The sequence below is a fragment of the Actinoalloteichus hymeniacidonis genome (assembly GCF_014203365.1).
In the GTDB taxonomy this organism is placed as follows: domain Bacteria; phylum Actinomycetota; class Actinomycetes; order Mycobacteriales; family Pseudonocardiaceae; genus Actinoalloteichus_A; species Actinoalloteichus_A hymeniacidonis.
Genome location: NZ_JACHIS010000001.1, coordinates 1,096,332 through 1,111,290, shown reverse-complemented (window position 1 = coordinate 1,111,290; position 14,959 = coordinate 1,096,332). Strand labels below are relative to the sequence as shown.

14 protein-coding genes, 1 tRNA gene and 1 riboswitch are annotated in these 14,959 nt (G+C 68.1%); of the genes, 4 read left to right on the top strand and 11 right to left on the bottom strand.

Annotated features, from left to right (window positions below):
* The first annotated feature begins 152 nt into the window (after positions 1-152).
* Complete coding sequence (locus tag BKA25_RS05105) at positions 153-1,109, top strand: DUF3152 domain-containing protein (RefSeq protein WP_084643800.1); 957 nt, start codon at positions 153-155, stop codon at positions 1,107-1,109.
* 146 nt (positions 1,110-1,255) lie between these two features.
* Here the strand turns inward: BKA25_RS05105 and BKA25_RS05100 are convergent, their stop codons facing one another.
* The 4 genes from BKA25_RS05100 to BKA25_RS05085 all read right to left on the bottom strand — a co-directional run bounded on the left by BKA25_RS05100 (position 1,256) and on the right by BKA25_RS05085 (position 3,256).
* Positions 1,256-1,864, bottom strand: a complete 609-nt coding sequence (locus tag BKA25_RS05100; protein WP_069851716.1) for a mycothiol-dependent nitroreductase Rv2466c family protein — start codon at positions 1,862-1,864, stop codon at positions 1,256-1,258.
* A gap of 298 nt (positions 1,865-2,162) precedes the next feature.
* Positions 2,163-2,234 (bottom strand) — tRNA-Val (locus tag BKA25_RS05095).
* A 42-nt stretch (positions 2,235-2,276) separates the two neighbouring features.
* Entirely contained in the window at positions 2,277-2,741 is a 465-nt protein-coding gene (locus tag BKA25_RS05090; RefSeq protein ID WP_069851719.1) for a peroxiredoxin, read from the bottom strand.
* 95 nt (positions 2,742-2,836) lie between these two features.
* Positions 2,837-3,256: a DUF3052 domain-containing protein gene (locus tag BKA25_RS05085; RefSeq protein ID WP_069851720.1), complete on the bottom strand. Its 420-nt coding sequence runs from the start codon at positions 3,254-3,256 to the stop codon at positions 2,837-2,839.
* Positions 3,257-3,561: 305 nt separating this feature from the next.
* On the opposite strand from BKA25_RS05085, the gene aceE reads away from it, so the two are divergent.
* Positions 3,562-6,354: a pyruvate dehydrogenase (acetyl-transferring), homodimeric type gene (aceE, locus tag BKA25_RS05080; RefSeq protein ID WP_069851722.1), complete on the top strand. Its 2,793-nt coding sequence runs from the start codon at positions 3,562-3,564 to the stop codon at positions 6,352-6,354.
* A gap of 64 nt (positions 6,355-6,418) precedes the next feature.
* On the opposite strand, the gene BKA25_RS05075 is transcribed toward aceE, so the two are convergent.
* The 4 genes from BKA25_RS05075 to BKA25_RS05060 all read right to left on the bottom strand — a co-directional run bounded on the left by BKA25_RS05075 (position 6,419) and on the right by BKA25_RS05060 (position 9,831).
* Positions 6,419-7,033, bottom strand: a complete 615-nt coding sequence (locus BKA25_RS05075) for a hypothetical protein (RefSeq protein ID WP_157421237.1) — start codon at positions 7,031-7,033, stop codon at positions 6,419-6,421.
* An 83-nt stretch (positions 7,034-7,116) separates the two neighbouring features.
* Complete coding sequence (locus tag BKA25_RS05070) at positions 7,117-7,737, bottom strand: hypothetical protein (protein WP_157421238.1); 621 nt, start codon at positions 7,735-7,737, stop codon at positions 7,117-7,119.
* A gap of 216 nt (positions 7,738-7,953) precedes the next feature.
* Positions 7,954-9,282 carry a magnesium transporter gene (gene mgtE / locus BKA25_RS05065; RefSeq protein WP_069854010.1) on the bottom strand — a complete coding sequence of 443 codons (1,329 nt, stop codon included), beginning with the start codon at positions 9,280-9,282 and terminating at the stop codon, positions 7,954-7,956.
* Between the two features lie 156 nt (positions 9,283-9,438).
* Entirely contained in the window at positions 9,439-9,831 is a 393-nt protein-coding gene (locus tag BKA25_RS05060; RefSeq protein WP_157421239.1) for a TetR family transcriptional regulator C-terminal domain-containing protein, read from the bottom strand.
* 355 nt (positions 9,832-10,186) lie between these two features.
* Between BKA25_RS05060 and BKA25_RS05055 the strand changes: the two genes are divergently transcribed.
* The gene (locus BKA25_RS05055; RefSeq protein ID WP_069851731.1) at positions 10,187-10,738 is read left to right on the top strand and encodes a DUF4232 domain-containing protein; all 552 of its coding nucleotides are present in this window, start codon (positions 10,187-10,189) and stop codon (positions 10,736-10,738) included.
* A 169-nt stretch (positions 10,739-10,907) separates the two neighbouring features.
* On the opposite strand, the gene pnuC is transcribed toward BKA25_RS05055, so the two are convergent.
* From pnuC to BKA25_RS05040, 3 genes are all read right to left on the bottom strand, one after another.
* The gene (pnuC, locus tag BKA25_RS05050) at positions 10,908-11,540 is read right to left on the bottom strand and encodes a nicotinamide riboside transporter PnuC (RefSeq protein ID WP_069854011.1); all 633 of its coding nucleotides are present in this window, start codon (positions 11,538-11,540) and stop codon (positions 10,908-10,910) included.
* 82 nt (positions 11,541-11,622) lie between these two features.
* Positions 11,623-11,756: riboswitch (FMN riboswitch) on the bottom strand.
* Positions 11,757-11,913: 157 nt separating this feature from the next.
* A complete protein-coding gene (locus tag BKA25_RS28275; protein WP_157421240.1) occupies positions 11,914-12,702 on the bottom strand; it encodes a mechanosensitive ion channel family protein in 789 nt (262 codons plus the stop codon).
* A 248-nt stretch (positions 12,703-12,950) separates the two neighbouring features.
* Positions 12,951-13,562 carry a GNAT family N-acetyltransferase gene (locus BKA25_RS05040; protein WP_184285076.1) on the bottom strand — a complete coding sequence of 204 codons (612 nt, stop codon included), beginning with the start codon at positions 13,560-13,562 and terminating at the stop codon, positions 12,951-12,953.
* A gap of 55 nt (positions 13,563-13,617) precedes the next feature.
* Between BKA25_RS05040 and BKA25_RS05035 the strand changes: the two genes are divergently transcribed.
* Positions 13,618-14,826: a PucR family transcriptional regulator gene (locus tag BKA25_RS05035; protein ID WP_069851734.1), complete on the top strand. Its 1,209-nt coding sequence runs from the start codon at positions 13,618-13,620 to the stop codon at positions 14,824-14,826.
* The last annotated feature ends 133 nt before the right edge of the window (positions 14,827-14,959 follow it).

The window sequence follows — 14,959 nt, the reverse complement described above, 5'->3', positions numbered from 1 at the left end:
CGACGTATCACGAGGTCACCGCCGGGACGTCGCTCGGCCGCGCGCCCGGTTCTGTCGATGTTGGTTCTTGGTCGGGTCCGTCGGCCGGGGGTAGCCCACCCGTGGACCGATACCGAGCCGCCCTCGGCGGTGCCGACTACTCTTCCGCAGCGATGAGCAACGGCGAGAGCAAGAGAAGCGACGGACCATCCGAGCACGACTCGGATGGCTCCTCACCTGGGAGAACCGATGCCCCGGCCGCCAAGGGATCGACGTTTCGCCGGGTGCGCAGGCTGCTGTTGTTGATCACCATCCCGGTGGCGCTGCTCTGGGCGTTCGATACCGCGGGCGGCCTGCGTCAGGAGCCGATCCCGTCGGAGGCCGCGCAGGAGGAGGCGGTGCCGACGCCCGGCCCCGACCCGAATCCGGGCGATGAACGCGGGCCCGACGACGAACGCGGCCGGCCGGACGACCGAGGACCGGACGACGACGACCGAGGACCGGATGACGACCGAGGGCCGGATGACGACCGTCGGGGTCCCGGGCACGGCCCGGACGATGACGACGAGGGCATCCGCCCACCGGACGTGGACTTCGACGAGCCCGAGGTGTGGCGCGCCGAGAAGACCTTGACCGTGGTCCCCGGAGAGGGCCGGGTCTACGGCGAGGGTCCGCTCGTTCGATACCTCGTCGAGGTCGAGGACGGGCTGCCCGGTTATCCGCTGGCCTTCGCCGAGGCCGTCGAACTCACGCTCGGCGACCCGCGCAGCTGGGGCGCCGACGGGGCGATGTCCTTCCAGCGAGTGGACTCCGGTCCGGTCGACTTCCATGTCACCCTGGCCTCGCCCGAGTTCACCGACGAGCTGTGCGCACCGCTGCAGACCCAGGGCGAGGTGTCGTGCTTCAACGGCAGGCAGTCGGTGATCAACCAGAACCGCTGGGTCAGCGGCGTCCCGCACTTCGAGGGCGACGTGGATCTGTACCGGATCTATGTGATCAACCACGAGGTCGGGCACGCGCTCGGCCACGGCCATGTCAACTGCCCGGAACCCGACGGCGTCGCCCCGGTCATGCAGCAGCAGACCTACGGGCTGCAGGGGTGCAGACCCAACGGCTGGCCCTTCCCCTGATCGTGGCCGTCTCGATGGAGATGGACCGGGCACGGATCAGCGGGGCGTCTCGCGGGCGTCCAGCGCTTACCGGTGACTACGGCTCTGCCCGACCCGCGTTGACGAGACAACTCGCGGCATCGCGTCGTCCTCGCCGACGCAGGGATTCAGCGCTTGATCTCACGGAAGTCCGGGATGCTGCCGAGTAGGAGCGTGGCCTCCCATAGGCGTATCGCGTCCTCTCGGCTCGGGATGGCCGTCAGGACGGGGCCGAAGAGCGCTGTCTGCTCGCCACCGGATGTGGTGATCGCCAGCACGGGGGTACCGATCTCGGCCTCGATGCGGTTCACACCATCGTGATGAGAGGCTCGCAGTTCGGTGTCGTACTCGGTGGACATACCGGCTTCCGCGAGTTCGACGGGCAGACCGGCACGCCGCAGCGCTTCCTGGATGCCAGCCATCCATTGCTGTTCCGTGTCATCGGAATCAGCCCAGAGGGAGTCGTAGAAGGCGCCGAGTGCGTCGTGCCCGTGTTCGGTCTGGACGGCTGCGGCGACTCGGGCCGGAAACCAGAGGTAGCCGTGGGGATCGTCCTCGGGATCGTCGTCGCGATGCTCGTTGAGCACCGACAGACTCATCACGCGCCAGCGGATCGTTAACGGGACCTCTTCGGCGACGAGTTTGATCCAGCCTGCGGTGTTGCGAGTCAGCGGGCAGGACGGGTCGAGCCAGAAATCGACGATCCAACCGGGTCCGGTGTCGACGGTGTCGCTCATATCGTCCTTCCGCTCTGGATGGTGCGTGCACCTGCCGGGTCACGGCGATGTCGAACCTGGCCGACAGCCTTGGCTGAGGCCTTCCCCTGCGATGTGGGCGATACCCCGGATGGCTTGGCCGTGTCCGATCGATGCACGACGTCGGCGCCGGTGTCTCGGAGAGCGCAACGCTCCCCCGGACAGGGCGCGGCGCGAGCCTGCCCGCTGAACCTGCGCAAATGAGAACACGATCGGATCACCCGAGGAAGCGCAAGAGTGGAGACGAGCTGGATTGGGTCCTCGACGAGGGACCCGCAAGTGGGCGCAGCAGGATTCGAACCTGCGACCGCTCGGGTGTAAACCGAGTGCTCTCCCGCTGAGCTATGCGCCCGATCGTGTCGGGAAGCCTACCTTGCCTCCCGACACGTTCGAGTCAGGCCGTCAGTCCGGCGACCGCCTTCTTCCAACCCGCCTGGTCGCGCTTCTCGCCCGCCCCATTGCGCTCGGCGAACCGGACGACACCCTCCTTGTCGATCAGGAAGGTGCCCCGGTTGGCGAATCCGGCGTCCTCGTTGAACACGCCGTAGGACTGCGCCACGGCCCCGTGCGGCCAGAAGTCCGACAGCAGCGGGAAGGTGTAGCCCTGTTGGTCCGCCCACGTCTTGAGGGCGAACGACGTGTCGGTCGAGACACCGAGCACCGTGACGTCCGCGCCCTGGTACTCCGCGAACTCGTCACGGATCTGGCACAGCTCACCGGTGCAGATTCCGCTGAACGCGAAGGGGTAGAAAACCAGTAGCACGTTGCTGTCGCCCCGGAACGACGACAGCGTGACAGGCTGCTTGTTGTAGTCGTTGAGCGTGAAGTCTGGGGCCTGGGTACCGACCTCGACCGTCATTGACGCGACCCCTTCTCTGGTGCATGAGCTCTGGTGGGAGCTGTCCGGACCGCTTCGGGGCAGACCGGGACAGCGGTGTACGGGAGATGGTGGGTTCAGCGTTTCCTCGGTGAGACCAGTCGTGTTGCAGACCAGTCCTCCGCGACGTTCACGCTGGACGTCTGAGACAGTCCCGCCGTCGGCGCGGCCTCAGCGATCTCACTGGGCTCGACATAGCCGTCTCTGCCCGTTTTCGGCGTGAGGACCCAGATCACGCCGTTGTCGGCCAGCGGAGATATCGCGTCGACGAGTGTGTCCACCAGGTCGCCGTCGTCATCCCGCCACCACAGCAGGACGACATCCACGACCTCGTCCACATCCTCGTCGAGCAGCTCACTGCCGCAACGTTCCTGGACCGCTGAGCGGAGTTCGTCATCGACGTCCTCGTCCCAGCCGATCTCCTGGACCACCATCTCCGGCTCGATCCCGAGCCTGTCGGCGACGCCGACCTTTCCGGCGTCTCCCGCGGCGACCACGGCTTACCACTCCTCCTACGGTGGAGGTGCCAGGGCCTCGAAACGACCCTCACACACGTTTGTTCTGTCCAGTCTCCTACGACCGATTCCGGCTAGCGAACACCGATCGGGCCCTTGAGCGCAACCGCTGCCAGGTGGACACGCCGCAGGAGATCGAATCACCACCGGTCAGGGTACCCGCGTCGCCAAAAAGTTACCGACGGGTACAGATGACGGCACCAGCGGTCTGCGACGACCATGGTGAAGGATGACGACGTTGGGCGAAGCCCAGCTTGACGACTGTCGAACGTTGGCGAGGAGATCCCTTGGCCCCGCAGAACAACGGCAACGCCGCCGACAACGCGCCCCCTCGGGTACGTGTGATCCGTGACGGCCTTGCCGCGCACCTTCCGGACATCGACCCGGAGGAGACAGCCGAGTGGCTGGAAAGCTTCGACTCGGTCCTGTCCACCACCGGCAGACAGCGCGCCAGGTACGTGATGCTGCGGCTCCTGGAGCGAGCTAGAGAGAGCGGCGTCGGCCTGCCGTCGCTGACCTCCACCGACTACGTGAACTCGATCCCCACCGAGGTGGAGCCCTGGTTCCCCGGGGACGAGGAGACCGAACGCCGCTACCGCGCGTGGATCCGCTGGAACGCCGCGATGACCGTGCACCGGGCCCAGCGGCCGGGCATCGGGGTCGGCGGACACATCTCGACCTACGCGTCCTCCGCGACGCTCTACGAGGTCGGCTTCAACTGGTTCTTCCGAGGCAAGGATCACCCGGGCGGCGGCGACCACATCTTCATCCAGGGCCACGCCTCCCCCGGCATCTACGCCAGGGCGTTCCTCGAAGGCAGGCTCACCGAGTCGCAGCTCGACGGCTTCCGTCAGGAGTACTCCCACGCGGGCCCGGGCGGCGGACTCCCGTCCTACCCGCATCCCCGGCTGATGCCGCACTTCTGGGAGTTCCCGACGGTATCGATGGGCCTCGGCCCGATGAACGCGATCTACCAGGCGCGATTCAACCGGTACCTGCACAACCGGGGCATCAAGGACACCTCCGACCAGCATGTCTGGGCGTTCCTCGGCGACGGCGAGATGGACGAGCCGGAGTCGCGCGGACTGATCCACGTCGCCGCGAACGAGGGCTTGGACAACCTCACGTTCGTGATCAACTGCAACCTGCAGCGGCTGGATGGCCCGGTTCGCGGCAACGGCAAGATCATCCAGGAGCTGGAGTCCTACTTCCGGGGCGCGGGCTGGAACGTCATCAAGGTGATCTGGGGCCGCGAGTGGGACTCGCTGCTGCACGGCGACCGGGACGGCGCGCTGGTCAACCTGATGAACACCACGCCGGACGGCGACTACCAGACGTACAAGGCCAATGACGGCGCCTACGTCCGGGAGCACTTCTTCGGGCGCGACCCCCGGGCCAAGGAACTGGTCAACGACTACACCGACCAGCAGATCTGGAACCTCAAACGCGGCGGCCACGACTACCGCAAGGTGCACGCCGCCTACCAGGCCGCGATGAGCCACCACGGCCAGCCCACGGTGATCCTGGCCAAGACGATCAAGGGTTACGGTCTGGGGCCGACCTTCGCGGGTCGCAACGCCACGCACCAGATGAAGAAGATGACCCTCAACGACCTCAAGCTGTTCCGCGACAGCACCCGGGTCCCGATCAGCGACGCGCAGCTGGAGGCCGATCCCTACCTCCCGCCGTACTACCACCCCGGCGAGGACGCGCCCGAGATCCAGTACCTGCTGGACCGGCGCCGCAAGCTCGGCGGTTTCCTGCCGGAGCGCCGCGTCAAGGCCAAGCCGTTGGTGCTGCCGGGCGACAAGATCTACGACGTCGTCAAGCGCGGCTCCGGCAAGCAGGAGGTCGCCACGACGATGGCCTTCGTGCGGCTGATCCGCGACCTGGCCAAGGACGCCGAGATCGGGCCGAGGCTGGTGCCGATCATCCCGGATGAGGCACGCACGTTCGGGATGGACTCGATGTTCCCGACGCAGAAGATCTACAACCCCAACGGCCAGCTGTACACCTCGGTGGACGCACAGCTGATGCTCGCCTACAAGGAGAGCGAACAGGGTCAGATCCTGCACGAGGGCATCAACGAGGGCGGTTCGACGGCCTCGTTCACGGCGGCCGCCACCTCGTACGCCACCCACGGCGAGCACATGATCCCGGTCTACATCTTCTACTCGATGTTCGGGTTCCAGCGCACCGGCGACGGAATCTGGGCGGCCGCGGACCAGATGGCCAGGGGCTTCGTGCTCGGCGCCACCGCGGGTAGGACGACGCTGACCGGCGAGGGTCTCCAGCACAACGACGGACACTCGCTGTTGCTGGCCGCGACGAACCCCGCGGTGGTCTCCTACGACCCGGCGTGGTCGTTCGAGGTCGCGCACATCGTCAAGGACGGTCTGCGTCGGATGTACGGGGAGTCCGAGGAGTTCCCGCACGGCGAGGACATCATGTTCTACCTCACCGTCTACAACGACCCGTACCAGCAGCCCGCCGAGCCGGAGAACCTCGACGTCGACGGTCTGCTGCGCGGGTTGTACCAGTACGCGAAGGCACCTGCGGGCGATGGGCCCACGGCACAGATCCTCGCCTCGGGCGTCGCACTGCCCTGGGCGCTCAAGGCCCAGCAACTCCTCACGGAGAACCACGGCGTGCAGGCGGCGGTCTGGTCGGCGACCTCGTGGGCGGAGTTGCGTAGGGAGGCCGTGCGGGCCGAGCAGGACAACCTGATCCGGCCGGGCGCCAAGCGGGCGGTGCCCCACGTGACCAGCGCGTTGGAGGGCACCGGCGGTCCGGTGGTCGCGGTGTCGGACTGGATGCGTGCGGTTCCGGACCTGATCCGGCCGTGGGTACCCACCGACATGCTCACCCTGGGCACCGACGGGTTCGGCTTCTCCGACACCAGACCGGCGGCGCGGCGGAAGTTCCTCGTCGACGCCGAGTCGATCACGGTCGGCACCCTGTTGGCGTTGGCGCGGCGCGGCGACATCGAGCACTCGGTGGCCGAGCAGGCCGCCCGGCGCTATCGGATCGAGGACGTCCAGGCGGCGGGGCCGCAGACCTCCGATCCCGGCGTCTCCTGAGCATCGATCTCGACCACGGATTCACGAAGCGGCGTCTCGTCCGGCGAACGGACGGGGCGCCGCTTCATTGTTGATCGCCGACCATCAGCCGCGCGGTGGCGATCGCGACCGCCACGGACAGCGCCAGGGCGATCAGGGCCGAATCCCGCCAGAACCCCGGCGGCTCCGGTAACAGCACGTCGACGGTCGGAGTCCGGACCAGGAGCTCGTCGGCTTGCATTCGCAGCGCGTAGCTCTCCAGGGCCGGCATGTCCGGGGTCAACAGGAACCAGTCCCCGACATAGCCGGTGGCGATATCGAGGGAGCGGCGGCTCATCACCATGCCGATGGCCAACATCGCGGGAATGGCGGGCAGCGCCAGCCAACGCGCCGCCCGGCGCCCGGCGGCGCCCATCACCAACAACGTCATCACGGCCACCGCGCTGGCGGTCAGTCCACTGGCTATCACCTCGGCCGCGGGTAGCCGGAAGAAGACGGCGCCGTCCAGCGACAACACGCACCACCAGCCCTCCAACCGCCCGGACAGGCCAGGATTGTCGTAGCCGCCCACGCAGTCGGACATCACCCGGACCCCGTACCAGAGCCACGCGGCGGCGGGCAACAGGCTCGTGACGAACAGCAGTCCGACGAGGATCCACCACCACAATGGGACGGACCCGTCAAATCTGCGTTTACTCATACCCGAATGACGTCTATGGGCGCTTTGGGTTGATCGCCTGCGCGATCCGAGAAGCCCCTTCGGCACGCCAGGACATCGGCGGATCAAGTTCGGGAGACCGCCGCGCGGGCGGTCCGGGCGTTCAACACGACGACCAGGCTCACCAGCGCCGCCAACAACGCGAGCACCCACCAGGGCTGCGGGGTGGGCAACTCGAAGAGGCCACCGGGGGTACGCATCTCGTATACCGGGTCGGTGTTGAAGCTGTAAGAGTAGGAAGCGGCCGGGTCCTGCGTGATGACGGCGGGATGCACGAACCACGAGTTCGGAGCGATCAATCGCGCCTCGCGCCAGGCCGAGATGCCGCAGATCAGCAACAGCGCGGGAACGGGCAGTGCGGCGGCCCGCAGTCCGCCTCCTACCCGCACGGCACGCATGGTGAGCAGGACACCGACCAGCGCGATGAGTGCTAAGCCGCCCATCACCGCGAGATCCAGCCAGGGCAGCTGGAACACCGGGATGCCGTTCTCGACCAGCAGACACTCGGTCGAGTCCAGCCTGCCGGTCAGCGGGTGGCCGAAAGCATCGCCGCAGCCGCGCAGGACCGATGCCGCGTCGAACAGCTGTCCGATCGCGATGCTGCCGGTGGCACTGACCGCCAGCCAGGCGCAGGCCCGCCACCAGGTGGTCCAGTCGAGACGAGGCGCGGAGGCAGGGGTGGTCATCGGCACACCACTCCAGGTGGTCGGCAGAACGTTCTCGACATGGGGACGCTCGGTTCTCGTCTCATTCACTTCGGACGCACGGGGCCTGCCGTTCGTTCGCGCGGCCGACCCTCTCATCGACGACTCGATGTTCTCAGGTGGTCCGGCCCACCGGCGATGGCGGCCCACCGAACCCCGCCGCCGCCCGCAGCCTGCGGCACCGCCCGTGCTCGGCGGTCAGACGTTCAGGATCAGGTGAGCTGTCAGGAAGTAGATGATCAATGCCGTGGCGTCGACCAGGGTGGTGACCATGGGTGCCGACACCACGGCGGGGTCGACGCCGATCTTCCTGGCCAGCAGCGGCATGCCCCCGCCAACGATGGCCGCCCAGGTACAGACCACGATCAGCGAGATTCCGACGACGAGCCCCAGCTGCCAGCCCGCGAACAGGGAACAGACCAGTAGACCGATCAACGCCAACGCCAGCCCCAGCAACAACCCGACCCTGCTCTCCCGCCAGATCACCCTCGGCAGATCGCCGAGGCGCACATCGCCGACGGCCAACGCCCGCACGATCGAGGTCGCCGACTGCGATCCGGCATTGCCCCCGCTACCGGTGATCAGCGGGATGAACAGCGCCAGCGCGGTCACCTCCGCGAGGCTGGCCTCGAAGAACTGCAGGACGTTGACGGTCATGGTGGCGGCCACGATGAGCAGCAACAGCCAGGGCAGCCGGGAGCGCGCCAGGGTGAACACGCTCGCCGCGAGATAGGGCTTGCCCAGCGGACTGGCCGCCGACTGTCGTTCGGCGTCCTCGGTGTCGGCCGCCTCGATCACCTCGATGGCGTCGTCCACGGTGAGCATCCCGACGAGCCTGCCCTCGCTGTCGACCACCGGAAGACCGAGCAGGTCGGCCTCCTGCATGAGCCGGGCGGCGGCCTCGGCCTGGTCGGTGGCCGCGACGCTGGGCGAGCTGATCGCCACCTGCTCGACACGTTCCTCGGTTCCGCTGAGCACCAGCGTGCGCAGCGAGACGACCCCGAGCAGCCGTCGTCCGGTGTCGATGACGGGCAGGGTGTAGATCGTCTCGGCCTCGGCTCCCCGGGTGCGGACCTCGACCAGCGCCTCGGCGACCGTCTGCTGCGGATGCAGCCAGACGACCTCGGGCGTCATCACCCGGCCTGCGGAGTCGTCGGGATAACCCAGCAGCGCCGCCGTGGACCGTCGTTCGCGCGGGCTCAGGCCGGCCAGCACCCGCCGCACCACCGTGGCGGGCGCCTCGGCGAGCATTCGGGCCCGGTCGTCGGGGTCCATGCCCTCGACGAGCTCCTGGTAGGCCTTCTCGCGTAGCCCGGTGAGCACGCACTGCTGGTGGACGGGGTCGAGTTCCTCGAAGACCTCCAGCGCCCTGTCCTTGTCCAGCAGTCGGAACGGCAGGGCCATCGATGGGGCGTCCAACCGGGCGAGTTCGGCGGCCACCTCGTGTGGTGGGCGCCCGTCGAGCCATCGACGTAGCCCGACGAGGTCCTCGGCCTCGACATGCTCCCGGAGTCCGTCCTCGTCCACCGTGTCCGCCTCCCCGCCCGCCACCGGTGTTCGAGCACAACCTATGCCGGTGCGGGCGCCGAACAGCCCCGGACGCGCTGCCGGACATGGTGATCCTCGATCGGCAGCGCGGATCGACTGTTCCGGCTCGGCCGGTGTGGCGGGGCGAGCCCTTCGTCAGTCCGAGCGCGCCCGGCTGTCCCGAAACAGGGCGGCGATGGCACCCGAGGCCAGCTCTCGCGCGGCCATGGCGGAGTGGTTTCCGATCAGTACCTGGGTGCCGAGCCCGTCGAGGAGCGCGAAGAATCTGGCTGCGGCGGCCGAGGGGTCGACGCCCGGGGTGAGCTCGCCCGCAGCTTGGGCGGAGCGCAGCAGCTGCGAGATCAGCGTTTGGAAGCCGAGGTAGTCCTCGCGCAGCCGGTCGCCCAGTTCCGGGTCGACGAGCGCCCGTGCGGTGAAGGCGAGCGCCACCCGCAGGTCGCGGTGCCCGCGCCCCGATCCGACCACCGCGCTGGACTGCCTACGGGCACTGCCCGTCGAGGCGCTACCGGCCGAACACCACGGCTTCATCACGCCCGCCTATGGCGGCGAGGTGCTACCGACCGGACCGATTGGCGGCGGCACGCAGCGGCGATCTGCTCCGATGTGACTTCTGGCACCCGACGCCGTGAGATAAGCGGTCCGGGCTCGTCGAATTGCGCACCGCCCGATTCGACAAGGCCCGAGCCTCGCGGCCGCAGACCGACACCGCGCGCGTGACCTGCTCGGATGCCGATCCGATAGCTCTCGCCCGCAGCCTCGCACTCCGTCGGGGGAACCTCCCGATCAAGGGCGGCGGGCAACCCCGTCCTTCGACGAGACGTCCTACGGACAGGTCTGACGAACGAGAGGACCGGGCCGAACGAAGTACACGGAAGGACTCCACATGCGGAACACGATGCGGACGACGACCACCATGGCCGGCGTCATCGGGGGCGCGCTGCTGCTGGTCGGCGGGCAGGCGATCGCGGGTACGACGACCGAGCCAGAGGCGCCGAAGGGCAATGCGGCCTGCACTGCGGAGGACATCGAGGTCGACCTCAACCCGCAGCCCGGGCGCCCCGCCGACTATCTGCTCGCGCTGACCAACACCTCCGACGCGACGTGCGAGTTCAGCGGCACGTTCGGGCTGACGCCGCAGAACATGGCAGGCGAGCCCATCGACCAGGTTCCCCATGACGCCGTGGACCACCCCGGCGCCCCCGCACCGATCACCCTGGCGCCCGACCGCACGGCCTTCGCGGGTGTGCAGTTCGACCTCGGCGACAAGGCCGACTCCGACACCTACGTCGCCAGCGGCTTCACCGCCACGCTGCCCGAGGTGGACGGCGAGATCCAGGCGGAGGTCGTCGGCACCGACGGCGAGCTGGTCCAAATCCCGCTGACCGGTCTCCGGGTCGGCACCCTCCAGCCCAGCGCCAACGGCGTGCTCTTCTAAGTCCGAAGCGCATCTCGGCCGGTCGGCGTCGGCGCCCGCGATGAACACCCTCGCCGGTGGCCCGACTGATCGGCCCCTTCAAGGTCCTCGGCACGGCAGCGATCCCCGGTGTGATGACCGGGGATCGTTTGCCGTCGTCGGGCCGCCTGGGTGCGGCAGCCGCCCGGGGTCAGGCGATCGATTCCTGCTCGGCGACTCGCTGGGTCCGCGCGGTGCGCGACCACTGGCGCCAGCCCTGGATCACCAGGACGGCGAACACGATGTACACCGCCGCGCTGAACCACAGTCCCGAGGCGAGCTGCAGCGGAACGCCGACGGCGTCGACCGCGAGCCAGACCAGCCAGAACTCCACGAGGCCCCGGCTCTGCGCGAGGAAGGCGACGACCGTCCCGACGAAGATCCAGGCATCCGGCCACGGGGCCCAGGAGGCGTCGAGCGCGGACAGGAGCAGCGCGAAGGCCGTGGTTCCGACGACCATCAGGCCGAGCAGCACCAGCCGTTCCATCCCGGTGGACGCGCGGATCGCCACACCGTAGACCGGGTCTCGTCGCCGGTTCCACGCCCACCAGCCGTAGATCGAGATGGCCAGGATCACCAGTTGTCGGGTGGCCAGCCCGCCCAGCTGGGCGGAGAGGTACACGCTGAACAGCAGCACGGTGGCGGCGACCTGCACGGGCCAGGTCCACAGGGTTCGGCGTTGCGCGAGGAACACGACAGCCAGCGCGCAGAGCTGGCCGATGAACTCGGCCCAGGAGACCTGTTGACCGAGTAGCACCAGGTGGTGTTCCAACAGCAGGTTCATCGCGTCCTCCTCGCCAACCTTCGGTTGCCGCAGGGTCGCGAACGCGAGGACGGACGAGGACACACGGCACCCGCCGACCCGCGTGCGCCGCCTACCATCCGGACTTTCACCGTCGGTCCCGGAGTTTCACCGGGTCAACCGCCGAGCTGTGTTCTCCCTCGGCGGGTCGCGGACTGTCACCGCCGGTTCGGAATTACACCGACCCCGCCAGCGCACGTCGTCTTCATAGGGCCAGAACCGCCGACGGCCCGGCGACATTCCAACCGCCCAGCTCATCGCCTGTGAGCTGAGACACTCTCCCATCTCGGATGAGCAGAGGTCGGAACGTCGCCGGGTCGCCGACGCGCGTGAGGAGATACGGGATCGGGCCAGGTCAGGTGGGCTGCGGCGGGTCGAACGGGTCGGACTCACCGGGCGTGCGACGGGTCCGACCGCCGGCACCGCCCGCCGCCGAGGAACCACCGGTGTGCTGTCCGGCGCCGGAGCCTCGGCTACCGGTGGAACGCTCGCTCTCGAAGTGCTCCAGCCAGGTGGACCAGCGCTGCTGAGCGGGCCGGATCAGGCCGCCGCCGAGCCCGACCACCAGGATGCCGCCGATGGTCGCGAGGACCGTGATCAGTACCGGCAGCGTGACGGTGATCGCGATGCCCAGCTGGTTCAGGGCGGCGATGACACCGAGACCGATCAGGAAGGCGAAGGCCAGGGTGCCGAGCAGGTGTCCGTAGGACCGGCCCGCCAGTGCCGAGCGGATCAGGTCCCGCACGACCCGACCGATGGAGGCCGCGATCAGCACCAGGATGAGTGCCACCACGACACGCGGGATGTAGACGATGACCGAGTGCAGCAGCTGGCTGATGGCGTTGCCGGAGCCGAACATGCTGAAGGCGATCTGCAAGGTGATCAGCAGGATGAAGTAGTAGATGATCTTCAGCAGGATCTCGCCGAGATCGACCTTCGATCTGTTGAGCATGTCGGAGAGGCCGGTCTTCTCGACGAAGCGGTGGAATCCCCTGCGATGCAACAGCAGGCCGAGCGCCTTGGACACCCCCTTGGCGATCAACCAGCCGATCAGCAGGATGATGAGGAAACCGATGAGTTTTGGCACGAACGTGGCGATCATGGACCAGGCTTCCCCGAGCCCGTTACGTATGTTCTGGCCCACCGCTTCCTCCTCGTCGAGCGATTTGTGTTCTTCCGTCTCGGAGGATCGTTTCCCGGCGGACCACCATTAGTCGCCAACGCCACGCAGCACGAACGGGGGAAATGCTTGTGAAAGTCCTTCACTGTCCTGCCTACAGACGCCCTGCCAGCGCGTAGACCAGCAGATCAGCCGGCCACCAACGACCAGACATCACATCGCGATGCGCTCAGAAACGGGGTCCAGAGCGGACTTATACCCGGGCAGAACTCCTAGCCGATCTTGTTGTTCGAGTTCACCGACTCCCATTCCTCGCGGAGGATGCCGAATACCACAGAATCGTGCACTCCGCCCGACCAACGTCGCGCCCGACGAAATCGGGCCTCTTCGGTGAAGCCGAGCCGAGTTCCGACCGCCAGCATTCCCGGATTACCCGAATAAGTGGCGAAATCCAGTCGCAGCGCATCGGTGATCGAGAACAGCAGATCGGTCCACAACCGGAGCGCCTCGGTGCCATAACCACGGCCCCACACGCTCTCGTCGTAGATCACCACGCCCATTCGACGCCAGTCGGTCGGCTCCGACTCCCAGTACCAACTGACCTCGCCCACCAGCCGGTCCGAGCCGGTCTCGACCACCGCGACCGAGCGTCGGGGCACCTCCCGCTCTTCGGCAGACAGGCCTGCGATCGACTCGATACGCCCGATCCTGGCCGCGATCTCCGCCGCAGTCGGCCGCCCGAAGTACGGCCCGTTCGTGTCGTACCAGGGCCGATCCGGCCGGAGGTAGTCGCGCAGCGGTGCGATGTCGGCAGGCTCCCAGTCACGCAGACCGACCGGATCGCCCACGACGGCCAGCGGTGTCGCATCCCGGTATTCGGCCACGGTCAGAGTATGCCCGCCACGGTCGGGCATCGGCCCCCATGCGATTCTGGCGGTCATGGGCGAGGCCATCGAAGCAGGACAGGCCGGGGATCGGCTGTCCGTACAGACCCTGCGCAGGCTCGAATACGCCTCCGGTGGACTGGCGACCGCGAGCATCACGTCCATGCAGGACCTGCTGCCCTGGTTCCGCAGGTTGCCCGCCGATCAACGCGCCAGCATCCTGCTGATCGTCCAAGCGGGCGTCGCGAACTTCATCGTCTGGTTGAGCGACTCACAGACCGGTCCTCGGTTGACCGCCGAGGGTTTCCTGCGTGCGGCGCCTCGGGATCTGTCCCGCTGGATGAGCCTGCGACAGACCGTCGAGCTGGTCCGCATCGCCATCGACGTCTTCGAGCAGCGGCTCCCCGAACTCGCCGCCGATGAGAAGGAACGCGCCGCCCTCACCGACGGCATCCTGCGCTTCGGTCGGGAGATCGCCTTCGCCGCCGCCACCTCCTATGCGGCGGCCGCCGAGGCCAGAGGCGCCTGGGATGCCCGGTTGGAATCACTGATCGTCGACGGCGTGGTGCGCGGTGATGCCGAGGAATCCCTGTTGTCCCGGGCATCGGCCCTCGGTTGGGATCAACCGGTCCCCGCGACCGTGTTGGTCGGCAATCCGCCCTCCACCGACCCGCCCGCGGTGCTGTACGAGGTGCGCAGCCGCGCGGCCCGGGTCTCCCGACCCGTTCTGCTCGGAGTCCACGGATCGCGGCTCGTGGTGGTGCTCGGCGGCGCCGTCGACCCGGCGGAGGAACGCGACGTGCTGTCGAAGATCTCCGAGGGCTTCGGTGACGGTCCCGTCGTGGCAGGCGCCACCGTGGAGAGCCTCGCCGATGCGCACCGCTCCGCCGAGGACGCCCTCTCCGGCCTGCGTGCCGTGGTGGCCTGGCCTGCGGCGCCCCGGCCGGTGCGCTCGGCCGAACTGCTGCCGGAGCGGGCGCTGGCGGGCGATCCGGGCACCGAACGGCTGCTCGTCGAACAGGTGATGCTGCCACTGGCCGACTCCAGTGGCGGGCTCCTGGAGACGGTCCAGGCCTACCTCGAGGTGGGCGGCGTACTGGAGACCTGTGCGAAGACGCTGTTCGTCCACCCCAACACCGTCCGGTATCGACTGCGCAGGGTGGCCGAGTTGACCGGCTACAACCCCACGCAGCCACGCGATGCGCTCGTCCTACAGGTGGCGCTCAAAGTCGGCAGGCTCGCCCAGGCCAGGGGCCTCTGGTAGCAGGGCGTCCGCACCGATCGGCGGGCACACGCCGTCATCGATGGGCGACGAACCCGGCGGGTTCCCGAGGACACACCCTCGTGATCAGCGACAAGGATCCGTGCCTGCATCTCGAAGTGAACCGAACGCGCTT